At 39.8% G+C, this 23495-nt stretch carries 20 protein-coding genes; 11 read left to right on the top strand and 9 right to left on the bottom strand.

Translation table 11 applies throughout. The annotated features are described in order from the left end of the window. Positions 1-5 precede the first annotated feature (5 nt). From pgm to AC27I2_RS15050, 6 genes are all read left to right on the top strand, one after another. Complete coding sequence (gene pgm, locus AC27I2_RS15025; protein WP_219421972.1) at positions 6-1643, top strand: phosphoglucomutase (alpha-D-glucose-1,6-bisphosphate-dependent); 1638 nt, start codon at positions 6-8, stop codon at positions 1641-1643. A 76-nt stretch (positions 1644-1719) separates the two neighbouring features. After that, complete coding sequence (astE, locus tag AC27I2_RS15030) at positions 1720-2772, top strand: succinylglutamate desuccinylase (protein WP_058405573.1); 1053 nt, start codon at positions 1720-1722, stop codon at positions 2770-2772. Between the two features lie 266 nt (positions 2773-3038). Then, on the top strand, positions 3039-4253 hold the full coding sequence (locus tag AC27I2_RS15035; RefSeq protein ID WP_058553206.1) for a thiamine pyrophosphate-dependent dehydrogenase E1 component subunit alpha: 1215 nt from the start codon (positions 3039-3041) through the stop codon (positions 4251-4253). Beyond that, the gene (locus AC27I2_RS15040) at positions 4253-5230 is read left to right on the top strand and encodes an alpha-ketoacid dehydrogenase subunit beta (RefSeq protein WP_219421974.1); all 978 of its coding nucleotides are present in this window, start codon (positions 4253-4255) and stop codon (positions 5228-5230) included. The genes AC27I2_RS15035 and AC27I2_RS15040 overlap by 1 nt, the downstream gene beginning before the upstream one ends. A gap of 8 nt (positions 5231-5238) precedes the next feature. Beyond that, entirely contained in the window at positions 5239-6804 is a 1566-nt protein-coding gene (locus AC27I2_RS15045) for a dihydrolipoyllysine-residue acetyltransferase (protein ID WP_487204733.1), read from the top strand. Positions 6805-6944: 140 nt separating this feature from the next. Further along, positions 6945-7310: a DUF805 domain-containing protein gene (locus AC27I2_RS15050; protein ID WP_333299090.1), complete on the top strand. Its 366-nt coding sequence runs from the start codon at positions 6945-6947 to the stop codon at positions 7308-7310. Positions 7311-7367: 57 nt separating this feature from the next. Here AC27I2_RS15050 and AC27I2_RS15055 read toward each other — a convergent pair whose 3' ends face one another. Both AC27I2_RS15055 and AC27I2_RS15060 read right to left on the bottom strand, forming a co-directional pair. After that, on the bottom strand, positions 7368-8537 hold the full coding sequence (locus AC27I2_RS15055) for a putative manganese transporter (RefSeq protein ID WP_487204734.1): 1170 nt from the start codon (positions 8535-8537) through the stop codon (positions 7368-7370). A 120-nt stretch (positions 8538-8657) separates the two neighbouring features. Then, the gene (locus tag AC27I2_RS15060; protein ID WP_487204735.1) at positions 8658-10283 is read right to left on the bottom strand and encodes a M28 family metallopeptidase; all 1626 of its coding nucleotides are present in this window, start codon (positions 10281-10283) and stop codon (positions 8658-8660) included. Positions 10284-10401: 118 nt separating this feature from the next. Between AC27I2_RS15060 and AC27I2_RS15065 the strand changes: the two genes are divergently transcribed. Genes AC27I2_RS15065 through AC27I2_RS15075 form a run of 3 tightly spaced genes read left to right on the top strand, consistent with a single transcriptional unit; the run spans position 10402 to position 13200 of the window. After that, positions 10402-11214, top strand: coding sequence for a DUF3025 domain-containing protein (locus tag AC27I2_RS15065; protein WP_487204736.1), 813 nt, complete (start codon positions 10402-10404; stop codon positions 11212-11214). Next, a complete protein-coding gene (locus AC27I2_RS15070) occupies positions 11211-11999 on the top strand; it encodes an ABC transporter ATP-binding protein (RefSeq protein WP_487204737.1) in 789 nt (262 codons plus the stop codon). The genes AC27I2_RS15065 and AC27I2_RS15070 overlap by 4 nt, the downstream gene beginning before the upstream one ends. Beyond that, positions 11992-13200 carry an ABC transporter permease gene (locus AC27I2_RS15075; RefSeq protein ID WP_487204738.1) on the top strand — a complete coding sequence of 403 codons (1209 nt, stop codon included), beginning with the start codon at positions 11992-11994 and terminating at the stop codon, positions 13198-13200. Before AC27I2_RS15070 ends, AC27I2_RS15075 begins: the two co-directional genes overlap by 8 nt. A gap of 99 nt (positions 13201-13299) precedes the next feature. Here AC27I2_RS15075 and AC27I2_RS15080 read toward each other — a convergent pair whose 3' ends face one another. The 6 genes from AC27I2_RS15080 to AC27I2_RS15105 all read right to left on the bottom strand — a co-directional run bounded on the left by AC27I2_RS15080 (position 13300) and on the right by AC27I2_RS15105 (position 20028). Beyond that, positions 13300-14139: a UDP-2,3-diacylglucosamine diphosphatase gene (locus AC27I2_RS15080; protein ID WP_487204739.1), complete on the bottom strand. Its 840-nt coding sequence runs from the start codon at positions 14137-14139 to the stop codon at positions 13300-13302. A gap of 159 nt (positions 14140-14298) precedes the next feature. Beyond that, positions 14299-16023, bottom strand: coding sequence for a proline--tRNA ligase (locus AC27I2_RS15085; RefSeq protein WP_487204740.1), 1725 nt, complete (start codon positions 16021-16023; stop codon positions 14299-14301). Between the two features lie 88 nt (positions 16024-16111). After that, complete coding sequence (gene tsaA / locus AC27I2_RS15090; protein ID WP_219421982.1) at positions 16112-16816, bottom strand: tRNA (N6-threonylcarbamoyladenosine(37)-N6)-methyltransferase TrmO; 705 nt, start codon at positions 16814-16816, stop codon at positions 16112-16114. Between the two features lie 178 nt (positions 16817-16994). Then, positions 16995-17564 carry an outer membrane beta-barrel protein gene (locus tag AC27I2_RS15095; RefSeq protein WP_487204741.1) on the bottom strand — a complete coding sequence of 190 codons (570 nt, stop codon included), beginning with the start codon at positions 17562-17564 and terminating at the stop codon, positions 16995-16997. A 251-nt stretch (positions 17565-17815) separates the two neighbouring features. Next, the gene (locus AC27I2_RS15100; RefSeq protein ID WP_058405587.1) at positions 17816-18280 is read right to left on the bottom strand and encodes an acyl-CoA thioesterase; all 465 of its coding nucleotides are present in this window, start codon (positions 18278-18280) and stop codon (positions 17816-17818) included. Positions 18281-18381: 101 nt separating this feature from the next. After that, a complete protein-coding gene (locus AC27I2_RS15105) occupies positions 18382-20028 on the bottom strand; it encodes an electron transfer flavoprotein-ubiquinone oxidoreductase (RefSeq protein ID WP_487204742.1) in 1647 nt (548 codons plus the stop codon). 220 nt (positions 20029-20248) lie between these two features. Between AC27I2_RS15105 and AC27I2_RS15110 the strand changes: the two genes are divergently transcribed. Further along, positions 20249-20998 carry an electron transfer flavoprotein subunit beta/FixA family protein gene (locus AC27I2_RS15110; RefSeq protein WP_487204743.1) on the top strand — a complete coding sequence of 250 codons (750 nt, stop codon included), beginning with the start codon at positions 20249-20251 and terminating at the stop codon, positions 20996-20998. After that, positions 20999-21925, top strand: coding sequence for an electron transfer flavoprotein subunit alpha/FixB family protein (locus AC27I2_RS15115; protein ID WP_487204744.1), 927 nt, complete (start codon positions 20999-21001; stop codon positions 21923-21925). Positions 21926-22064: 139 nt separating this feature from the next. Here AC27I2_RS15115 and asnS read toward each other — a convergent pair whose 3' ends face one another. Further along, entirely contained in the window at positions 22065-23462 is a 1398-nt protein-coding gene (asnS, locus tag AC27I2_RS15120) for an asparagine--tRNA ligase (RefSeq protein WP_138527587.1), read from the bottom strand. Between the last annotated feature and the right edge of the window lie 33 nt (positions 23463-23495).

Below are 23495 nucleotides of genomic sequence, written 5' to 3' on the forward strand. Positions count from 1 at the left end.
ATATAATGGCTATTCACTCAGGCGCAGGCAAAACTGCACCACAATCGGCACTTGTTAATGTTCCTAAATTAGTTTCGGCCTACTATTTAAATGAGCCAGATTTAGAGCAAAACCCAGAGCATTGTGTTGCCTTTGGTACATCTGGACACCGCGGTTGCTCATATGATGTGAAATTTAATGAATCCCATATTTTAGCAATTACCCAAGCAATTTGTGATTACCGTAAGCAAAACGATATTTTTGGACCGTTATTTTTAGGTAAAGATACACATGCGCTTAGTGAAGCTGCGTTCAACTCTGCAATAGAAGTGCTTGTGGCTAACGAAGTACAGGTAATTACTCAGCAAGACGGCGACTTTACACCCACTCCTGTTATTAGCCACGCGATAGTTTGCCATAACAAACTTAATCCAAATGAATTGGCTGATGGTATTGTTGTTACGCCTTCGCATAATCCTCCTGAAGATGGTGGCTTTAAATATAACCCACCTAACGGCGGGCCTGCTGATACAGACGTAACAAACTGGATTGAAGACAGGGCTAACAAATTATTACTTGAAGATTTAGTTGAGGTTGAATTATTTCCATTTGCTAAAGCTTCTCGTTCAGGTTTTATTCGCTACGAAGATTTAATGACGCCGTATATTAACGATTTAGAAAATATCGTTAATCTTAAAGCGATTAGTGATGCAGGAATTAAAGTGGGCATTGACCCACTAGGTGGTTCGGGTATTAATTTTTGGCCTGTAATTGCACAAAAATACAATTTAGATTTAACCGTAGTAAACGACAGTGTCGATCCGCGTTTTGCATTTATGCCACTTGATAAAGATGGCAAAATCCGTATGGATTGCTCATCACCTTACTCAATGGCTAACTTAATTAAATTGAAAGATGATTTTGATATAGCGATTGGCAACGACCCTGATTACGACCGCCACGGCATTGTTACTCCAGATGGTTTAATGAACCCTAATCACTTCTTAGCTGTCGCTATTGATTACTTATTAAAACACCGCGAGTGGGATAGCAGTGTAGAAATAGGTAAAACACTCGTTTCGAGCTCGATGATTGATCGTGTCGTTGCGCGTAATGCGCGTAAAGTAAAAGAGGTGCCAGTAGGCTTTAAATGGTTTGTTGAAGGCCTTAACAAAGGAAATCTTGCTTTTGGTGGCGAAGAAAGTGCAGGCGCTGCGTTTTTACGTTTTGATGGCAGCGTATGGTGTACCGACAAAGACGGATTTATCATGGGGCTACTTGCAGCTGAAATACTTGCAGTAACCGGTAAAACACCATCAGCGCTTTATAAAGAGTTAGAGCAAGAGTTTGGTTCCCCACTTTATAAGCGTTTAGATGCACCAGCAAGCAGCGCCCAAAAATCGCGCTTAAAAGCATTAAGTGCAGACGATGTAAAAGCCGATACATTAGCTGGCGAGCCTATTTTACAAAAGCTAACTCATGCTCCTGGTAACAACGCAGCGATTGGCGGCTTAAAAGTTGTTACAGAAAACGGCTGGTTTGCTGCTCGCCCATCGGGTACTGAAGATATTTATAAAATATACCTAGAATCGTTTAAAGGCGAAGCACATTTAGCCCTTTTAGAAAAAGAAGCTAAAAAGTTAGTTGACTCAGTAATTAGCTGATACCGATTAAACTATGTAAAAACGGCTGAATTATTCAGCCGTTTTTTTGTCTCTCACACTATAAAGGGCTTTTATTATGTCAGCCACACCCGATTATTTAAATTTATTACAATCAACCGGTGATTTTCTAACCATTAGCCGAAATAACGAATGGCATTTAGCGCCTAGCCACTTTACGCTTAACAATGGTACCCAAGTTAATGTTCACGATACGGGCGTTATTGAGTTTCAGCCTGCGCTCACTACATCAAAAGATATTGTGTTATCAAGTGCCGTACACGGTAACGAAACAGCGCCTATTGAAATTTGTGATGAGCTAATAAAACAAATTATTTTGCAAAAGCTTGAGCTTAAACAAAGAGTGCTTTTTATATACGGTAACCCTAAATCTATTAATATTGGTTTGCGTTTTGTAGAAGAAAACCTTAACCGTTTATTTAATGGCCACCACACAGTTGATGGTATTGAAATGAACGACGAACGTGTTCGAGCGGCAAAACTTGAAGGTTATGTAAGTGACTTTTTTGCTAGAGGCGAAAAGGGCAGTGAGCGTAGTCATTACGATTTGCATACGGCTATACGCGGGTCTAAAAATGAAAAGTTTGCCGTGTATCCATTTTTGCATGGTAAACCATGGAAAAAATCACAGCTACAGTTTTTATTAAGCTGTGGTGTAAATACCGTTTTAATGATGAAGTCGCCAGCAACCACATTTAGTTATTATTCATCGTTTGTACATGGTGCAGATTCGTTCACAGTTGAGCTTGGGCAAGTAAAACCATTTGGGCAAAACGACATGACTCGTTTTGAAAAAACCAAAAAAACGTTAATTGCATTAATTAGTCAAAGTGAAGTTGAATATCCGCAATTTAATGCAAAAGACTTTGAGCTGTTCGCTGTTCACCGTACAATTAATCGCACTCAAGATGATTTTAGTTTCCCTTTTTCTGATGATGCAGAGAACTTTACTGGTTTTGCCAAAGGAGAACTCCTCGCAACAGACGGTGATACTCTCTATTATGCAGACGTTGAAGGCGAGGCTATTATATTCCCAAATGCAAAAGTAGCATTAGGACAACGTGCATTATTAACAGTTGTTCCAATGGAAATAGACAGTAACTTTGTATAATTAAACTCATTAGACCTCTTTAAGCCGCAAGTTAACTCACTGATTACTAAAAATTTAAGTAGCTGTATTGTTAACTTGCCACTTATTTAACCAATATTTACTTTTGTTTCGTCACAGATTTGTTGAATAACACTTTACGTTAACGTAAAGTGTTGGCAGCTTTAATTAAATATAGTGCAGATATTGCAAAGTTTATTCAGCAATAATCACCCATAATAATAATGTAATAGGGGCACTATGTTACTGACAACAACAGAAGGTAGGTTATGAGTAATCCAAATAACGTATCGCTGAATATTAACCATGCGCTTGAATTTATTGACGGCAATGCGCTTAATATTCCAACCCTTAGTATTTTAACTGAGGATGGCGACATTCACCCAAGTGCGACAGCACCCGCTATTTCAAAACATACCGCAATTAAACTTTATGAAACTATGCGTTTTATACGTTTATTAGATGAGCGTATGCAAGGTGCTCAACGTCAAGGGCGTGTAAGCTTTTATATGCAATGCTTAGGCGAAGAAGCTGCCGTTACGGCATCTGCTGCTGCGCTTGATCAAGAAGACATGATAATGGCGCAATACCGTGAGCAAGCTGCACTTCATTACCGCGGTTTTACGCTAGACCAATTTATGAACCAAATGTTTTCAAATGAATTAGATTTAGGCAAAGGTCGTCAAATGCCAATTCATTATGGTTCTAACGAATTAAATTATATGACAATTTCTTCTCCACTTGGCACACAAATACCACAAGCGACAGGGTATGCATATGGACAAAAAGTAAAGCATATAGATGCAAAAACAGGCGAACTTGCAAGCACCATTGACAACGTGACTATTTGTTACTTTGGCGAAGGCGCTGCATCTGAAGGTGACTTTCATGCCGGATTAAACATGGCTGCAGTGCATAAAGCACCCGTGATATTTTTTGCACGTAACAACGGTTATGCTATTTCGACCCCAGCAGATGAGCAATTTAAAGGTGATGGTATTGCTTCGCGTGGCGTGGGTTATGGCATAAAAACAATTAGGGTAGATGGTACAGACGCACTAGCTGTGTTTGCAGCAACGCAAAAAGCCCGTGAAATTGCCTCTACACAAGGCGAACCTGTTTTAATTGAATCAATAGCTTATCGTTTAGGTGCGCACTCTACGTCAGATGATCCAAGTGGCTATCGTTCAAAAGACGAAGAAGCGAATTATAAAACCTGCCCAATAGAAAAATTTAGAAAGTGGCTAGTAAAACAAGAGTGGCTTAACGAAGAAGACGATTTAAAAGCGAAAGAGTCTATACGTGAAGATATTTTAGCCGCCCTAAAGCGTGCAGAAGTAGTACAAAAGCCTGCTTTAGAGGAATTGGTGTCAGATGTTTACGACACACCTATCCCATCACTTGTTCGTCAATATAATGAACTAAAAGAACATATACAAAAGCACCCAGATGCTTACCCAGTTACTGCAGGGAGAATTAAGTAATGGCTAAAATGAACATGCTACATGCAATTAATTCTGCTCTTGATATAACCATGAATGAACACCCGCAAGCGTGCATATTTGGCGAGGATGTCGGGTATTTTGGCGGTGTATTTAGAGCAACCTCAGGTTTGCAAGAAAAATACGGTAAACACCGTGTATTCAACACGCCTCTAACAGAGCAAGGTATATTGGGTTTTGCCAATGGTTTAGCGGCTTTTGGTGCACCAGCACTAGCAGAAATTCAATTTGCAGATTATATCTTTCCAGCATTTGACCAAATAGTAAACGAGTCGGCTAAGTTTAGATATAGAAGCGGAAACGAGTTTAATGTTGGTAACTTAACTATACGCACCCCATATGGTGGTGGTATTGCAGGTGGTTTGTATCATTCGCAATCACCAGAAGCTTACTTTGCGCATACGCCAGGTTTAAAAATAGTGGTGCCACGTAACCCATATCAAGCTAAAGGTTTACTGCGTGCAAGTATTAAAGATGACAATCCGGTTATATTTTTTGAGCCCAAACGTTTGTACCGTGCATCGACGGGTGAAGTACCTGAAGAAGATTATTCAATAGAGTTAGGTAAAGCTGAAGTTGTGCAAGAAGGCACTGACATTACAGTCCTTGCTTGGGGTGCTCAAATGGAAATTATTGAAGACGCTGCAAAACAAGCAAGCGAGCAAGGCATACGTTGTGAGGTTATAGATTTACGTAGTATTTTGCCGTGGGATATAGATACGATTGCTAAATCAGTGACTAAGACAGGTCGTTTGGTAATAAGCCATGAGGCACCTATTACAAATGGGTTTGGCGCAGAGATTGCAGCTTCAATTCAACAAGCATGCTTCCTTCATTTAGAGTCGCCTATTCTACGTGTGTGTGGTTTAGATACACCATACCCACTGGCACTAGAGAAAGAGTATGTGCCTGATGCGCTCAAAGTGTTAGCCGCAATTAAACAATCAATGGATTTTTAGGGGATACCATGGCTAAAGATTTTATATTACCCGATATTGGTGAAGGCATTGTTGAGTGTGAAGTGGTTGAATGGCTGGTACAAGAGGGTGATAGCGTGTGTGAAGATCAACCTATTTGCGATGTAATGACTGATAAAGCACTGGTACAAATACCTGCTGTGCACGATGGAGTAATTACAAAGCTCTACCATCAAAAAGGCGAAATTGCCAAAGTACATGCCCCCTTGTTTGCAATGAATGTAGCTGGCGAAGAGGTCAGTGTTGAAAAACAACAGCCCAGTAATGCACCACAAAGCAACAATGGTGAAACTGAACAATTAGAAGATTTTATTTTACCAGATATTGGCGAAGGGATTGTCGAATGTGAAATAGTCGACTGGTTAGTCGCCGAAGGCGATGAAATTGAAGAAGATCAGGCTGTTTGTGATGTAATGACTGATAAAGCCCTTGTGCAAATACCAGCAAAATACACAGGTACTGTTCAAAAGCTCTATTATCAAAAAGGTGAAATAGCTAAAGTACATAGCCCATTGTTTCAGATGACTATTGCTGGAACTGCATCTAAACAAAATATAGATGTAAACCAAGCCGTAGTAAAAGCGCAAACAAATGCAGCAGAGCAAGCAGCACCAGTAAAAGTGAATAAACCAGCAAAAGTGGTCAACACAAAAGCGGTTGCATCACCGGCTGTTAGACGTAAAGCCCGTGAGCTTGATGTTGATTTAACACAAGTACCGGGTAGTGGTAAAAATGGACGTATCTATAAGCAAGATATAGAAGAGTTTATCAAAGCTGAAGTACCAAACAGTATTGATACGTCACCACTTAATGCCAGTGCAGTAAACACACAAAGTAGAACACAGACCTCTGGCGTGCGTGTCGAGCCAATTAAAGGCATAAAAGCGGCGATGGCAAAACAAATGGTTGCTTCTGTTTCAACCATTCCACATTTTACATTTTGTGATGAAATAGATTTAACAGACCTTATTGCACTAAGAGCTTCAATGAAGGAGCAGTATAAAGCACAAGGCGTTAAACTCACTATGATGCCTTTCTTTGTTAAAGCCCTTTCGCTTGCGATTAAAGAATTCCCTGTTCTTAACTCTAAAGTAAATGAAGATTGCTCTGAGCTTACTTATTTTGACGATCATAATATTGGTATAGCCGTCGATTCTAAAATTGGCTTGCTGGTACCAAATATTAAGTCGTGTCAAAGTAAAAATATTGTTGATGTGGCCAATGAGCTTACACGGCTAACTGAGTCTGCTCGCGAAGGGCGAGTACCACCTGAAGACTTAAAAGGCGGTACTATTAGCATTTCAAACATAGGTGCAATAGGCGGCACAATTGCCACGCCAATTATTAATAAACCTGAAGTTGCCATTGTAGCGCTTGGGAAATTGCAACACCTACCACGCTTTGATAAAAACGGCCATGTTGTAAGTAAGGCAATAATGCAAGTGAGTTGGTCTGGCGACCATCGCGTTATTGATGGCGGAACAATTGCTCGCTTTAATAACCTATGGAAATCGTACTTAGAAAATCCGTCGGCAATGATGATGGCAATGAGTTAAAAATTAAACTTATAAAAAACCAGCAATTTGCTGGTTTTTTGTTTTAAAAGAGCCTGTTTTTATTTAAGATACAAGTGTTACTAAAAAGTAATAAAATTAAACCCATTAGGGAATATAAAAACTAATACTAAGGAATTTTTATGGAATATTACATGAACGCTCTTCGCAGCTACGCCGATTTTTCAGGCCGTAATCGCCGTAAAGCATATTGGATGTTTGTATTATTTAATACTATTTTCTCAATTATCTGTAATGTAATTGATGGCGCACTAGGTACAATGTTTATTGGTTCTATTTATAGCTTAGCGTTATTAATACCAGGTTTAAGCGCAGGTGCACGCCGTCTTCACGATACAGGCCGCTCTGGCTGGTGGCAGCTACTTTGGTTAGTGCCAATTATTGGTTGGATTGTTTTAATTGTGTTCCTTGCACAAGACTCACATGAAGGCGAGAATGATTTTGGCCCAAATCCAAAAGAGCTAGCAGCAGAGCCAGCTACTGTATAAAAAATAACTTAATATAAAAAGCTCAGCAATTGCTGAGCTTTTTTGTGCTTGGCAATTTTAGCTTAAAAAGTAAAGGCCATAGCCAACAGCTAATGCAGGAATAGACGTATACAAAGTCGCAATTATAGCCGCTCTAGGTGCCATGGCAATTGCAGGAAATAAAGCATCTCCGTCGTTTGAAATTGCATTGGCTGTTAAAGCACTAAATGGAATGATGCCCTGTATATAAAGCGTGGTGACAATTATTTGCGGCCCACAACCTGGTAAAAAACCAATGAATACAGCAATCAGCGGTGCTAAATAAGCGTAATGGGCAAACCATGTTTTTAAATCAAGTCCGGCTACATTTACGAGTATTTCAAATAACATAAATGATGCCACTACCCATGCAGTCACAAAGTGTGTGTCTTGGAGCACTTTAATCACTTTAGAGGGTGGATTACACTCATCCTCCTCACTGGTAATTTGTTTATATGTTTCGCCTTTAGACGAGTAAGCCCATACCGTGACAATAAACAGAGCCATGCCCGCACCAAAAAAATGTATACCAGTGTTTGTGTACTCTCCAAATTGATTAAAGTCCACGTTAAATGCGATTAAAAACGCGATGATTAAACTTGGAAAAATCGCCAACATCCAAATAGGCTTACTGACTCTGATAATTCGGGTAGGCAATATTTTAACTTGGCGCGTTTGTTCTGTTAAAGAAGGGCGTAAAAAGTCGTGTTTATGAACTGTATTAACAACAGCACCACATATTGTTCCAACAACTAATCCTATAGCCATTATTACGGCGCCCTCAGAAGGGCGTGTAGCTAAAAGTAAAAATGCAGCATCGCCCATTGTCGCTGTTAGTACGGCAACAATAGCACCAAAGCTTGCTTGGCCTTTGGTAAATTGTGTAACCACTATTATAGCGCCCCCGCAGCCAGGTAAGGCACCTAATAAAGCCGCAAAAAAGACCTCTAATGCCGGTGATTTGGCACTTAGATAACTAAGCTCCAACTGAGGTAAACGCTCAATAGCGTAGTAATAAATCAGTAACGTAGCAGCAACAAATACACTGACTTGAAAAAACGCGTCGCTTAGTGCGGTAATTGCAGTATCACGAAGTGATGGCACAGCAAAGCATACCAACAAAAAAAGAGGGAGTAATAAGCGTTTATTTTGGCTAACAAAGCGTTTTGAAGAAGCCGTAATTAATCCTATTTGAACTATTGAGGTCATACAGTGTTACCAATTAAATAAACAGGGTAACACTGTATAATTTTAGTAAATGATAATCAATATCATTTGGTGTATTTAAACCGATTACTCACTTTGAGTTTTTCGATGTTAAATTTTAGGCTATTTGCGTTGAAATTCTGAGTTTGCATTCCAAGTAGGCCATTGCTGTTGCTCAGAAATATCAAAACCGACTTTATAAAATAATTGTAAGTCTTGAACAGCGCCTGATAAATCCCACTCATCGCGGTAACGGTCACAAGGCTGGTGGTAACAGCCGCGTAATACTAAGCTCATTCGTTTACGATAATTAGCCGTTTCTTCATCGGCTGCTTGTGTACCACCACCAGCGTACATTGCAGGTATGCCCATGTTAGCAAACGCAAAATGATCGGAACGGTAATAACCACCCGACGATGGTTTAGGATCGCCTGATAAAGTTCTGCCTTGATCTTTTGCTGCATTAGCTAAAAACTCATCCATTTGAGATTTACCAATGCCTACCACACTCATATCTTTTACTTTGCCTAATAAATTTAAGCTGTCCATATTAATGTTAGCAACCGTCTTGTTTGCGGCAATAACAGGATTTGCGGCGTAATACTTAGAGCCAAGTAACCCTTGCTCTTCAGCAGTTACTGCTAAAAACGTCATTGAACGGCTAGGGTGCTTAGGTAATTTAGTAAATGCCTCTGCAACTTCTATTAAGCCTGCAGTACCCGTTGCATTATCGTGAGCACCGTTATAAATTTGGTCACCTTTACGGCTTGTATCTGTGCCTAAGTGATCCCAATGCGCTGAATATATTACATGCTCATCTGGCATTTCGCTGCCCGGTAATGTCGCAATAAAGTTATAAGACACTGACGTTTTAATTGTATTGCTCACATTAACAGAGGCGGTTAAATCACCCATATCAACATTATAAGCACCATTAGCAGCATTTTGTTTAACAGTATCAAAATCTAAACCAGCTTTACTGAAAAGCTCTTTAGCTACATCAGTAGTTACCCAGCCTTCAACAGCAACACGATCCATATTGTTGTTTTCTTTTTGAAAACCAAATTGCTCACCACTCCATGAGTTCTCTACAACCGACCAAGGGTATGAAGCGGGGGCTGTTTCGTGAATAATAATAGCGCCTGCAGCACCTTGGCGACTTGCCTCTTCATATTTGTATGTCCAACGACCATAATAAGTCATGGCATCGCCGGTAAATAAAGCCGGATCCTTAGTTGCAAAACCAGGGTCGTTCACAAGCATGACCACGGTCTTACCTTTTACGTCAATCCCTTCGTAGTCGTTCCAGTTATACTCTGGTGCATTAACGCCGTAACCTACAAAAACAAGCTCAGAGTTTTCAATGCCTTCCTTTGCACTAATGCGGCTACTGCCCATAACCATGTCTTTTTTGTATTGGTAATCTTTGCCACCAATTGATAAAACCATATTTGAATCAGCTTCAAGTGATACAAGTGGTACCTCTTGTAAAAAGCTATCGCCATTGCCAGGCTCAAAACCCAATGCTTTAAATTGATTTGTTAAATAATCTAATGTTAGCTTTTCGCCCGGTGATGAAGGTGCACGACCACCAAATTCGTCAGATGCCAATACTTTTATGTGTTTTGCTAACTCATCGGCTTTAATACTGTTATAGCCATTGGTAACATCTGATGGAGTAATGCTTGTTGTTGCACAGCCAGCTAAAACAGCGCCAGCAAGGAGTGTAAGAGAAAAATTGCGTTTCATATTAACTCGATTATTGTTTTAAGATTAAATTAGTATATTAACTTCTATTAAGTAGGGCTAGTTTTTGCGGTAAACTGTTACAAAATTAAAGGCCTATACAAGTTAGAAAGTTATAATAATGAAGCGTTTTACTCCTCCTGAACAATGGCAACCCAATTGCCTAAGAACGGGTGCATTCGATCACATAAACAGCTTGTTTAAACTTAGCGAGCAAACTCAATGGCCTTCACCAAAATGGTTTACTCCTTATTTAAACGCAACGAACGAAAATAATTTACCCATACAGTTTGTTGACGACGCCAAAATAGACTTTGCAGATCGCTACTACGAACAAGTTATTTTTGAAACCGGTGAAGTCCCCACTCGTACAGAAAATTGGCACGACCTATTTGGTGGATTTATTTGGTGCTTATTTCCTAAAACCAAATCACTTATAAACCAACGGCATGTTCAAGACATTGCCGAATATGGTTTAACTAAGCGCACAAAACATCGAAACGCACTAACTCTATTTGATGAATGTGGTGTTGTAGTTGCCATTAGCAACAGTAAGTGGCAAACCTGGCTACGTGCCCACGAATGGCAAAAAGCATTTGTAGAGCACCGCCACGAGTGGGGGCAGTCAATTCAGGCTTTTATGTTTGGTCACGCAAATTACGAAATGCTTACTCGGCCCTATATTGGGCTTACAGGAAAAGCATTGTTTATAAATGTGCCCGATGAAATATTTTGTAAAGATTTAGCAACGCAATACCAGTACCTTGATCAAGTACTTTATGAGAAGATTAAAGTAGATCATTGCTTAGCCGATAACTCACAGCTTTCGCCATTACCATTGTTAGGTGTACCTGGCTGGCATGAAGACAATGAAAACGACACATTTTACAATAATACGGATTACTTTAGACCCAAACGAAGGACATGCGCATGATAGAAGTTGCCGGGCTTAAAAAACGTTTTAAGCTAACCAAAGACCATAAAAAAAATAAAGTAGATGATATCGATCCGCGTGAAGATAAAGACTACTTTCATTCAGTCCGAGACGTGAGCTTTCGCTGTGCTGAAGGCGAAGTATTAGGGTTGTTAGGCCCTAATGGCGCAGGTAAAACAACCACGTTAAGAATGATCTCAACGGCGTTAAAGCCCGATGAAGGCTCTATTACTATTGCTGGCAACGACATTGTTAAAAAACCTCTTTTAGGACGCAAGTCTATCGGCTTTTTATCAGGCTCTACCGGTTTATACGGGCGTTTAACTGTAAAAGAAAATATTGAATATTTTGCTAAACTCCACGGGATGAAAAAAAGCGATATAGCCTTACGTTGTGATGAGCTTTTCACGTTACTTGATATGCATAAATTTATAGATAAACGTGCTGAAAATTTATCAACAGGTATGAAACAAAAAGCAAATATAGCCCGTGCAGTTGTTCATCGCCCAGCGGTGGTTGTGCTCGATGAACCTACAACAGGTCTAGACATCATGACCACACAAACAGTGATCGAATTTATCAAAGGTTTAAAAGCACAAGGTACACCGGTGATTTTCTCAACTCATCATTTAGATGAAGTTGCATTGTTATGTGACCGCGTAGCGGTAATTAACGAAGGCATAAGCTGCTTTGATGGCACCGTTGAAGCGTTTAAACAAGCCGGAAACAGTGAAGAGTTAAACCAAGCGTTTATGAACATATTAACGGAGAAGCATAATGTTTGAAGTATATAAAAAGGAATTAAAAGAGCTCCTTCGCGACAAGAAAACGCTGATGTTTGTTGTGTTATTGCCAGTACTTATTTTTCCAGTCATTTTTGCTATTGTAGCATTTATTGGTACGCAAGCAGCTCTTGATGCCGATCAAAAAGTGAATACATACGTAATTATTAACGGCGAATACGCACAAGAATTTACCGACAAAGTGTTTTACCACAAAAGCTTTGAACTTTATAAAGGCAGTAAAACCTTTAATACAATAGAAGAGCTCAAAGCAGGTGTTACTGCCGGTGACATAGATATGGGTATTTACTTGCCAAGTAATGCTGTAAAAACGCTCGACAGCGGCGAGCAAAGTAAATGGCAAGTTGTATTTAACGACGCTAAATCAATAAACTTTTTATTTGATCGGGTCAAAGAGCTAGCGCAAGAATACAGCGACGTATTGCAAGCCGAAAAATTAAAAAGCTTTGGGATAGAAGAGTCTGCGCATAAATCTATTCTTAACCCTATTGAAGTTGTGAAAGTAGATACAGCCGATAAACGTGAAAACTTAGGCGAAAAAATAGGTGCCTATTTACCTTATTTACTTATCCCATTGGTTTTAATGGGAGCTACTTACCCAGCAATTGACTTGGGGGCAGGTGAAAAAGAGCGCGGAACATTAGAAACATTGTTACTTACACCCATAACACGCACAGAGCTAGTACTTGGTAAGTTTATTACATTACTTACTACCTCTATTGCATCAACCACTATTACGGTTGTGAGTATGGGGTGTTGGGTTGCAGTGGCATTGGCGTTTGCTGACTTAGATTTTATTAAAACGGCCTTTAGTACCTTGGCGGTAACTGATTTACTGATGATTTTTGTATTATTACTTCCACTGGCTGCCATATTTTCTTCTTTAGCGTTAGCTATCTCAATTTATGCGCGAACGTTTAAAGAAGCACAAAATTATATGGCTCCGTTGAGTATGGGGGTGTTTTTCCCTATTATTATTTCAATAATGCCAAATATGGAATTGACAGCTAAAACCGCGTTTATCCCGGTCACTAACGTTGCATTAGCCATTAAAGACATCATTAAAGGCACCGTTGATTACACCTTTGTAGGGCTAATATTTTTAGCAACCGTACTTATTGCAGGGGCACTACTCGCATTTTGTGTTAAATGGTTTAACCGAGAAGATGTACTATTTAGATAGTGTTTCTGGTTGTAAAAAAGCATCACTTAAGTGGTGCTTTTTTGTTTTAGAATCAAGGTAAGGATTAAAACGTATTACTTGTACTAAAGTCAGAAGTTATTAAGCTGCTGACTTATTGGGTTTTGACGTGTTATCACTCATTAGTGGCGATGATATGTTAGATATGTCGGCGCTGTCTAAAATTGTATGTGTATCTGACCAGTGAAGTAGTTCTATTTTTCCGTCAGATTGTTCTACTAATGCAGTGCAGTTTTCTATCCAGTCTCCGTCGTTGCAATACACTATGCCGTCGCACACTTTTATTTTAGGGTGGTGTATATGCCCACAAATAATGCCATCTACTTTTTGCTTTTTGGCTTCATGAATAGCGGCGTCTTCAAACGCATTTATTGCTTCACGAGCTTTATGAACCCGTGCTTTTATCCACGACGCTAACGACCAATAATTACCCCCAAACAACTTTCTTATTTTATTGCTCCAACGATTTAAAAATAAAAGTAAATCGTAGCCAGCATCGCCTGCAATACTAATAATTTTGTTATAGCGAGTTGCGCTATCAAAGTCATCTCCGTGGACAAGTAAAAAACGCTTATTTGCTTGAGTGGTATGAATATATTGCTGGTGGACTTCAACACCAAAAATTGTTTTATCCACATAGTGTCTAAACGTTTCGTCGTGGTTACCAGGGATGTAAATTACACGCGTTCCGTTGGCTGCTTTTTGTTGAATGCAATTTAATACTTGATAGTGAGAAGGGTGCCAATAAAAATGGCGCTTCATTGACCATAAATCAATAATGTCACCCACTAAATATAAAACATCAGTGTCGACAGAGTTGAGAAAGTTGAGTAAATAATCAGCTTTACAATCTTTATAGCCAAGGTGAACATCTGATATCCATATAGCAGGGTATTTAGCTTGTTGTTCAGCGCCTTTCATAGTGTCCCTCATTAGTTTTGTTAACTATAAATTACTTTAGAGAGAAAAAATGACAGTTACACGACACTTTTAGTAAAGCTATATGACACAAAATTCAGCCATAAAAAAACCGCTAAAAAAGCGGTTTTTTATTAACGTTATTGAATAACGAGTAAGTGTTTAGGCCTGCATAGCCGCTTTAATGCTTTCGATTGCGGTATCTATGTCGATCATAAGTTTTTCACCTGTGCGACGATTTTTAAGTTCTACTTTATTTTCGTCTAGGTTACGCTCGCCAATTACGAGCGTGAAAGGCACGCCTACAAGTTCCATGTCGTTAAACATAACACCAGGTCGCTCTTTACGGTCGTCAAATAACACATCTACACCAGCATCTTTCAAACCTTGATAAAGGTTGTTAGCAATATCAGGAATACGATGCGATTTATGCATGTTCATTGGTACAATTGCTAGATCGAATGGCGCAATAGACTGCGGCCAAATAATACCGTACTTATCGTTGTTTTGCTCAATAGCAGCAGCCACAATACGCGATACACCCACACCGTAACAACCCATGGTCATTACTTGGTTTTTGCCATCTTCGTTTAATACGCCTGCTTTCATGGCGTCTGAGTATTTAGTACCAAGTTGAAATATATGGCCTACTTCAACACCACGTTTAATTTGTAATGTGCCTTGGCCGCAAGGGCTAGGGTCGCCTTCTACGATGTTTCGAATATCAGCAACGTCGTAGTTTGTTACATCGCGGTCCCAGTTAATACCACTAAAGTGTTCATCGTCTTTATTAGCACCGGCGACAAAATCAGCCATTACGTTGGCTGTGCGGTCAACAATAATTGGCATTGTTAATCCTACAGGGCCCAGTGAGCCAGGTTTTGCACCAATTGCAGCAATAATATCTGCTTCTTTTGCCATTTCAAGAGGTGAGTCAACTAACGGGTGCTTTTCTGCTTTTAATTCGTTTAACTCATGATCGCCACGGATAACAAGCGCAACTAAACCACGTTGTTCGTTTTCATCTGGCGCACCATAAACAATTAAAGTTTTAACACTACGATGTGGTTTAACACCGTAATGCTTTTTAAGCTCTTCAATTGTTTTAGCATCTGGAGTAGGGAACGCTTTTAACTCTTTTGTCACATCAGCACGTGGCTCTGTTGGCGCAAGGGCTTCGGCTTTTTCAATGTTAGCCGCATAATCGCTACCATCACTAAATGCGATAGCGTCTTCGCCTGATTCGGCTAAAACATGGAATTCGTGAGATACACTACCACCAATAGAGCCTGTATCGGCAATTACAGGGCGATAATCTAGGCCTAAACGTTCAAAAATATTACAGTATGCTTTGTGCATTGCTTGGTAAGTATTATTTAAACATTCTTCGCTTAAATGAAACGAATAAGCATCTTTCATGGTGAATTCACGTGCGCGCATTACACCAAAGCGAGGGCGTCGTTCGTCACGTACTTTAGTTTGTACTTGGTATAAAGTAAGCGGTAACTGCTTGTAGCTATTCACTTCTTTACGAACAAAATCAGTGATCACTTCTTCATGTGTTGGACCAAGGGCAAATTCACGATTATGGCGGTCTGTAAAGCGCATGAGCTCTGGACCAAATTCGCTCCAACGACCCGACTCTTCCCATAAATCAGCAGGTTGAATAACAGGCATCAGCATTTCTATTGCGCCTGCTTTGTCCATTTCTTCACGAACAATGTTTTCAACTTTACGCAAAACGCGTAAACCAGAGGGTAACCAAGTGTATAAACCCGAAGCGACGCGGCGGATCATACCGGCTCTAAGCATTAACTGATGCGATACAATTTCAGCATCTGAAGGCGTTTCTTTAAGTGTTGCGAGTATATATTGACTGGTACGCATTATTTTTCCGAAATAGAGTAATATGTTCTTTTAATAGAGCTTAAGTTTACCAGCGGTTGCTTTTACACAAAAGCGCTAAGTGAGTTATTTAGCTTTTTTCTATATTTGTTACTAGGTTGTGCTCGCCATTAACGTGCCAGCGAATATTGTAATCATACAAAGTCATTCCATAACTCTGCTCGCCGTCTTTTTGTTTTTTGTAAGCAGGGCGTGGATCTTGTTTTAAAACATTACTAATAAAGTTTAATAAATCAGGGTATTGAGTTTGCTGCTCAATGAATAAAGTCACCTCGGGGGTAAACTCTACACTCATTTGTGTTTCTGGGCGTGTATCTGCAAAGCCAGCACTTGCGTCAAGCATGGCATCTGAGTAAGGCAAGTAGGGCTTTATGTCGATGATGGGCGTGCCATCAAGTAGGTCTATTCCGGCAAGTAATAAACTTAGTTGGCCATTTTTATATTCTATACCCTCAAGCTTTACTGCGCTCATACCAATGGCGTTTGGTCTGAAAGTAGCGCGGGTTGCAAATACACCTTTGCGTTCATTACCGCCTAAACGAGGTGGGCGCACCATGGCTGAGTAGCCTTTATCTGCGGTTTCATGAAAGCGAAACAATAACCAAATGTGTGTAAATTCATCAATGCCGCGTACAAATTCTTCGCGATTAAAGTCGGGCGCAAAAATAAGTTTGGCTTTAGCTTCAGGCACTAAACGCGGCTGTCTTGGAATGGCAAACTTTTGTTTATAGGGAGATTGTATATGGCCAACGGCCGAAATGCTGTAGTCGCTCATGTCACTCAAGTACAAATAGAATAGAGATTTATTCTACCTGTATTTAGATGCTATCGCATTAATACAAAGAATTTTATTTAGACCCAGTGGTTTAAAAGCGCTTTTAGACTGAGCGGTTTATATTTAATGAAAAAAAGGTAAGCTTTAGCTTACCTTTGTTAACTATAGTGTTTAAAGTTTAAAACATGTATTGCAACGATACAGATGCTACATCCATATCAGGGTCAATATCGTCGTCTAATTTGTAACGTTCGTACTCTAAACGCATTTGTACATTGCTTGAAAAGGCAAACTCTAAACCTGCACCATAAAATGCATCACCACCATCTTGCGATGTAGAGATGCTTCCAATTGGGAGTTCTTGTTTTATATCAGCATCCCATTCTAACCAACCACCTTTAGCGTACACCGAAAAGCTTTCAGTTAGGGGAATACCCAAGCGCGCGGCCAATGACACACCATCAATCTCTGCTTTACTGTCAATGTCGCTAACTTCATCAAAATTTTGATAAGCCAGCTCTACACTCAAATACTCATTAAATTGTGTACCAATGTATCCTTTTAGCATTTGCGAATCATCATCAAAGTCAGTATCGTTTTCACTGTCTTCAAATTCAAAAGAATATTGTCCGTAGCCTATACCGGTATAAATACGCGGAGAATCAAAATCGGAAATATCTGCCTGCGCTGCAGAATTAAAACCAAGCGTTGCTAGCGCTAATGCTGAAAGAGAAAGTGATTTAATCATTAAATAGCTCCTTTAAAAAAATAATATGATTTGATTTATTCAAACTTCAATTACTTAGTTGCAGTGAACGTGCCAATGATTAAATAGATCAATAAACCAGCAGGACTAGTTATTTAGGATTGGATTTTTGGGTCGGTTAGGTTTTTTATTAAACAAATCGCTAAATAGTGACACTTAGCGATTTTAAATAAATTGTATTTTTTACAATGTATTAGGATTTTTTTACAGTACAAAAATTAGCTAACGCGTAACTATACTTGATGAAGTAAGTTTTCGGTTTCTATCGCAATTTCTTTCATCTTAATTGCGTAATTTTCTAATTTTATATCTTCATTGGTAACCGCTTTAAACTCTGGCACTGCAACGGGGTAACCCGTTTCATCCATGGCGACAAAGCTTATTACACAATGGTTGGTTTCAACCATGTTTTGTGTTTTTGGGTCGCCGCATCGAACTTGTATAAATATTTGCATACTTGTTTTACCGGTATGCGCTATTTTTGCTTCTACTTCTACTATTTGCCCAACCAAAATAGGGCGTCTGAATTTAACACCCGCCACCGATACGGTTACACAATAATGACCACTCCAGCCAGCGGCACAGGCATAGCCAGCTTGGTCAATCCACTTCATGACCACACCACCATGCACTTTTCCTCCAAAATTAACATCGGTGGGCTCTGCTAAAAAACGAAAAACAACATTTGACGACGGCATAAACTTTACTCTTTTTATTAATTATATAATCAGCATAGCGCAAAAAAGGGGCCGAAGCCCCTGCAATTTAGGATATGTTTATAATTTATATGTAAAAGATATTACATATTGGGGTAATTTGGACCGCCAGCACCTTCAGGTGTAACCCATGTTATGTTTTGGCTTGGATCTTTAATGTCACAGGTTTTACAGTGCACACAGTTTTGTGCATTAATGACAAACTCGTTTTTACCTTCTATTTCTTGAACTTCATAAACACCTGCTGGGCAATAGCGCTGTGCGGGTTCATCATATTTTACAAGATTAACGTGTATTGGTATTGCTGCGTTTTTAAGTTTTAGATGACAAGGTTGAGACTCTTCATGGTTAGTATTTGATAAAAACACACTTGAAAGTTTATCAAAACTCAGTGACCCATCAGGCTTGGGATAATTTATTTTTTCAGCAATGTTAGCATCAACAAGAGTAGAGTAGTCTGGTACGTTGTCTTTAAAGGTAAACGGTAAAGCACCATTAAATACATTCTGATCGAGTGTGTTATATGCACCCCCTAAAAACTTACCTAGTTTATGCATTACCGGGCCAAAGTTACGCGACTGGTAAAGTTCTTTATAGGCCCAAGATTGTTCAAATCGTATGCGGTAATTTTTTAAGTCAGTATTTTCTTGTTCATTTTGAAGTGCTTCAAAAATGACTTCAGCAGCCACCATACCCGATTTCATTGCCGTGTGATTTCCTTTAATTTTTGCAAAATTTAAAGTACCAGCATCACAGCCTACTAATAACCCCCCTGGAAAATGCATTTTAGGTAAAGAATGCAATCCACCTTTTGCAATAGCACGCGCCCCATAAGCAATTCGATCACCGCCTTCAAGCACTTGTTTAAAAACAGGGTGATGTTTCATTCGCTGAAATTCATCAAACGGGCTTAAGTGTGGGTTTGCGTAATTTAAATCAACAATTAAGCCAACAACGACCTGATTATTTTCGCTATGATAAATAAATGCACCACCACTTGTATCACCATTTAACGGCCAACCCGTGCCATGAACCACCGTTCCTTCTTGGTGTTTCGATTCATCTACTTGCCATATTTCCTTAAAACCTAAACCGTAATGTTGAGGCGATGAATCAGCATCAAGCGCAAATTGGTTTATAAGTTGTTTGCCTAAATGTCCACGGCAACCTTCAGCAAAAATAGTGTATTTAGCTCTTAGTTCCATACCTGGCATGTAACCGTCTTTTTCGTTTCCGTCTTTATCAACACCCATGTCTCCTGTAATAATGCCTTTTACAGTGTCGTCTTCAATAATAAGTGAATGTGCACTAAAGCCTGGAAATATTTCTACGCCCAAACTTTCAGCTTGCTCTGCAAGCCAACGGCATACGTTACCCATCGATACAATATAGTTGCCATTATTATGAAACGTTTTAGGTGTAGCAAAGTGGGGGATTGACGTTGCTTTTTCTTCATTATTAAACCAATAAATTTCATCATTGGTTACTTTTGTAGTGACTGGTGCGCCTTGCTCTTGCCATTTGGGCAGTAACTCATCTAAAGCTTTGGTTTCAAAAACAGCACCCGACAGAACATGTGCACCCACTTCAGAGCCTTTTTCAACAACACAAATCATGCATTCTTGTTGTTTTTCTTGTGCAAGTTGTGCGAGTTTTATTGCACTGGCAAGTCCTGCAGGTCCTGCGCCTACAACAACTACATCAAATTCCATGGTTTCACGTTCGACCATAATAACCTCTTTATTTATGACGGACTCACTCAATACTGCATCAGTATTTGAATAAGGTGTTCAGCCTATTTATTACAATGCAAATTTTTCGTTACAGGCTGTGAATAGTTAAAGGTTATTTTAGGTTGACGTTTACGTCAACAGGAAGTAGTCTGATTTCATAAAATAAATAGGTTGACGTACACGTTAGGTTGTAGGTTTAAATAATTATGGAGTTCCTATGAAAGTTCTTGTACCAATAAAACGCGTTATAGATTACAACGTAAAAGCGCGTGTCAAAAGTGACAACAGCGACGTAGATTTAGCCAACGTCAAAATGGCGATGAACCCGTTTTGTGAGATAGCAATAGAAGAAGCCATCCGTTTAAAAGAAGCGGGTACTGCCACTGAAGTGGTAGCTGTTACTATTGGCGCTAAAACGTCGCAAGAACAATTACGTACAGCGCTTGCACTGGGTGCAGATAAAGCAATTCACATCGAAACTGATGAAAAATTAGAGTCATTACACATTGCTAAATTACTCGCAAAAATAGTAGAGCAAGAAGCACCTGAGCTTGTAATTTTAGGCAAGCAATCGATTGATTCAGATAATAATCAAACAGGGCAAATGCTTGCAGCCTTGACTAATCGTGGGCAAGGTACGTTTGCTTCTAAGGTCGTTGTCGCTGATGGCAAAGTAAATGTAACGCGTGAAGTAGACGGCGGTTTGCAAACGGTAGCCCTTTCATTGCCTGCCATTGTTACGACTGATTTACGTTTGAACGAACCTCGTTATGCATCACTACCCAACATAATGAAAGCAAAACGTAAGCCCCTTGATGTAATAGCAGCAGATTCTTTAGGCGTAGACCTAACACCGCGTGTTCAGCTTGTTAGCGTAGAAGAACCCGCTAAACGCAGTGGCGGTATTATTGTAGAAGACGTTGCACAACTTGTAGAAAAATTAAAAACAGAGGCAAAGGTGATTTAAATGAAAACACTTGTAATTGCAGAGCACGATAACGGTGCCTTAAAACCAGAAACCTCAAAAACAATTAACGCCGCTGTTAAATTAGGCTTAGACGTAGATGTACTTGTTGCAGGTTTAAATATAGGCGCTATGAGCGAAAAGCTAGCGAGTATTGCAGGTGTTAATGCGGTACTTACAGCAGACAACGCTGTTTATGAGCATCAACTAGCTGAAAGCATGACAGACTTAGTATTGAGCCTTGCTGATAACTACAGTCATATTGTGGCAAGCGCCACTACCACGGGCAAAAATTTTATGCCACGCGTTGCAGCGCTTTTAGATGTAGCGCAAATATCTGAAATAATTGCTGTAATCGATGCCGATACGTTTAAACGCCCAATTTATGCAGGTAATGCTATCGCCACAGTAAAATCACTTGATAGCAAGAAAGTTATTACTGTTCGTGCAAGTAGTTTTGATCTTCAAGGTGAACAAGCCCAAGCGCCTGTTACTACTGTAGAAATGGTGTCTGCTTCACAGTTAAGTCGTTTTGTAAGTGTTGAACAAACTGAGTCAGAGCGCCCTGAACTTACTGCAGCTGATGTAGTTATATCGGGTGGCCGTGGCATGCAAAATGGTGAAAACTTTGCATTACTAAATGGTGTTGCAGATAAGCTGGGGGCTGCTATTGGAGCATCGCGTGCAGCAGTGGATGCAGGCTTTGTACCTAATGATATGCAAGTGGGGCAAACAGGTAAAATTGTAGCGCCTAACCTGTATATTGCTGTGGGTATTAGCGGTGCTATTCAACACCTTGCGGGAATGAAAGACTCAAAAGTGATTGTCGCAATTAACAAAGACCCTGACGCGCCTATTTTTCAAGTTGCAGATTACGGACTCGTTGCCGATTTATTTGATGTGTTACCGCAATTAGAAAGCGCACTATAGTCATTTATTAAAACTATTCTGGTTGAAAGCCGTGGTGCCTTATGGGTGCTGCGGCTTTTTTTATACGCTAAGTTATTGTTATAAAAAAACCAGCCAATTGGCTGGTTTTAAATATTAAAACAACTTATTAATCTAAATTTTAGTACGTTGCGCTGCCTTTTGTACGAGGGAAGGCAATTACATCACGTACGTTGCCCATACCTGTTACATAAGCAACTAAGCGCTCAAAACCTAAACCAAAGCCTGAATGCGGTACGCTACCGTATTTACGTAAATCGCGGTACCAGCTGTAGTCTTCTTTGTTTAAGCCCATTTCTTCAAGGCGCGCATCAAGCACATCTAAACGCTCTTCACGCTGAGAACCACCAATAATTTCACCAATACCCGGTGCAACTACGTCCATAGCGGCAACGGTTTTGCCGTCTTCGTTTTGGCGCATGTAAAATGCTTTAATATCACGTGGGTAGTTTTTAATTACTACAGGTGCTTTAAAATGTTCTTCTGCTAAGTAGCGTTCGTGCTCTGATTGTAAATCTACACCCCATTCAACAGCGTACTCAAACTTTTTACCACAGGCTTTAAGTATTTCTACTGCGTCAGTGTAATCAACTTGGGCAAAGTCTTTTTCTACAAATTCTTCTAAACGGCTAATGGCTGTTTTTTCAACACGTAGTGCAAAAAACTCCATATCGTCACGGCGCTCTTCAAGTACCGCTTTAAATACGTACTTAAGCATGTTTTCTGCAAGTTTTGCGATGTCTTCTAAATCAGCAAACGCAACTTCTGGTTCAACCATCCAAAATTCAGCTAAGTGACGTGAAGTATTTGAGTTTTCTGCACGGAAAGTTGGGCCAAACGTATAAATTTTTGACATTGCAGACGCGTAAGTTTCGCCGTTTAACTGGCCAGATACAGTTAAGAATGCTTCTTTACCAAAAAAATCTTCGCTGTAATCAACATCACCTTTATCTGTACGTGGAAGGTTTTGCATATCGAGTGTCGATACACGGAACATTTCACCTGCGCCTTCACAGTCACTTGCTGTGATAATTGGCGTACTGATCCAATAAAAGCCTTGCTCGTGATAAAAACGATGGATAGCTTGTGCTAAGCAGTTACGTACACGTGTAACAGCGCCAATCATGTTAGTACGAGGGCGAAGGTGCGCGTGTTCGCGTAAGTATTCAATGCTGTGGCGCTTTGCCGACATTGGGTATGAATCTGGGTTTTCTACCCAACCTAAAACTTTTACTGAATTAGCTTGAATTTCAAACGATTGACCTTGGCCAGCAGATTGAACTAAAACACCAGTAACCGATACAGAACAACCGGCTGTTAAGCTAGTAACTTCATCATAATTATTTAGTGAATTAGGAACTACCGCTTGAATAGGATCAAAACACGAACCGTCATGAACGGCTAAAAATGATATTCCTGCTTTTGAATCGCGGCGAGTACGGATCCAGCCCTTAATTGTTACTTGGCTGTCTACCGCAACATTGCCTTTTAATAGCTCTGAAATCGCTAAATGGCTCATCTTCACTCCAATGATATAAGTTGCCTAACTTTA

This window comes from Pseudoalteromonas sp. NH0006-46 (genome assembly GCF_057547735.1).

Bases quoted from the DNA above. Each gene is read 5' to 3' on its own strand.
- pgm (WP_219421972.1), top strand. From the start codon at position 6: ATGGCTATTCACTCAGGCGCAGGCAAAACTGCACCACAATCGGCACTT.
- astE (WP_058405573.1), top strand. From the start codon at position 1,720: ATGTCAGCCACACCCGATTATTTAAATTTATTACAATCAACCGGTGAT.
- AC27I2_RS15035 (WP_058553206.1), top strand. From the start codon at position 3,039: ATGAGTAATCCAAATAACGTATCGCTGAATATTAACCATGCGCTTGAA.
- AC27I2_RS15040 (WP_219421974.1), top strand. From the start codon at position 4,253: ATGGCTAAAATGAACATGCTACATGCAATTAATTCTGCTCTTGATATA.
- AC27I2_RS15045 (WP_487204733.1), top strand. From the start codon at position 5,239: ATGGCTAAAGATTTTATATTACCCGATATTGGTGAAGGCATTGTTGAG.
- AC27I2_RS15050 (WP_333299090.1), top strand. From the start codon at position 6,945: ATGGAATATTACATGAACGCTCTTCGCAGCTACGCCGATTTTTCAGGC.
- AC27I2_RS15055 (WP_487204734.1), bottom strand. From the start codon at position 8,537: ATGACCTCAATAGTTCAAATAGGATTAATTACGGCTTCTTCAAAACGC.
- AC27I2_RS15060 (WP_487204735.1), bottom strand. From the start codon at position 10,283: ATGAAACGCAATTTTTCTCTTACACTCCTTGCTGGCGCTGTTTTAGCT.
- AC27I2_RS15065 (WP_487204736.1), top strand. From the start codon at position 10,402: ATGAAGCGTTTTACTCCTCCTGAACAATGGCAACCCAATTGCCTAAGA.
- AC27I2_RS15070 (WP_487204737.1), top strand. From the start codon at position 11,211: ATGATAGAAGTTGCCGGGCTTAAAAAACGTTTTAAGCTAACCAAAGAC.
- AC27I2_RS15075 (WP_487204738.1), top strand. From the start codon at position 11,992: ATGTTTGAAGTATATAAAAAGGAATTAAAAGAGCTCCTTCGCGACAAG.
- AC27I2_RS15080 (WP_487204739.1), bottom strand. From the start codon at position 14,139: ATGAAAGGCGCTGAACAACAAGCTAAATACCCTGCTATATGGATATCA.
- AC27I2_RS15085 (WP_487204740.1), bottom strand. From the start codon at position 16,023: ATGCGTACCAGTCAATATATACTCGCAACACTTAAAGAAACGCCTTCA.
- tsaA (WP_219421982.1), bottom strand. From the start codon at position 16,816: ATGAGCGACTACAGCATTTCGGCCGTTGGCCATATACAATCTCCCTAT.
- AC27I2_RS15095 (WP_487204741.1), bottom strand. From the start codon at position 17,564: ATGATTAAATCACTTTCTCTTTCAGCATTAGCGCTAGCAACGCTTGGT.
- AC27I2_RS15100 (WP_058405587.1), bottom strand. From the start codon at position 18,280: ATGCCGTCGTCAAATGTTGTTTTTCGTTTTTTAGCAGAGCCCACCGAT.
- AC27I2_RS15105 (WP_487204742.1), bottom strand. From the start codon at position 20,028: ATGGTCGAACGTGAAACCATGGAATTTGATGTAGTTGTTGTAGGCGCA.
- AC27I2_RS15110 (WP_487204743.1), top strand. From the start codon at position 20,249: ATGAAAGTTCTTGTACCAATAAAACGCGTTATAGATTACAACGTAAAA.
- AC27I2_RS15115 (WP_487204744.1), top strand. From the start codon at position 20,999: ATGAAAACACTTGTAATTGCAGAGCACGATAACGGTGCCTTAAAACCA.
- asnS (WP_138527587.1), bottom strand. From the start codon at position 23,462: ATGAGCCATTTAGCGATTTCAGAGCTATTAAAAGGCAATGTTGCGGTA.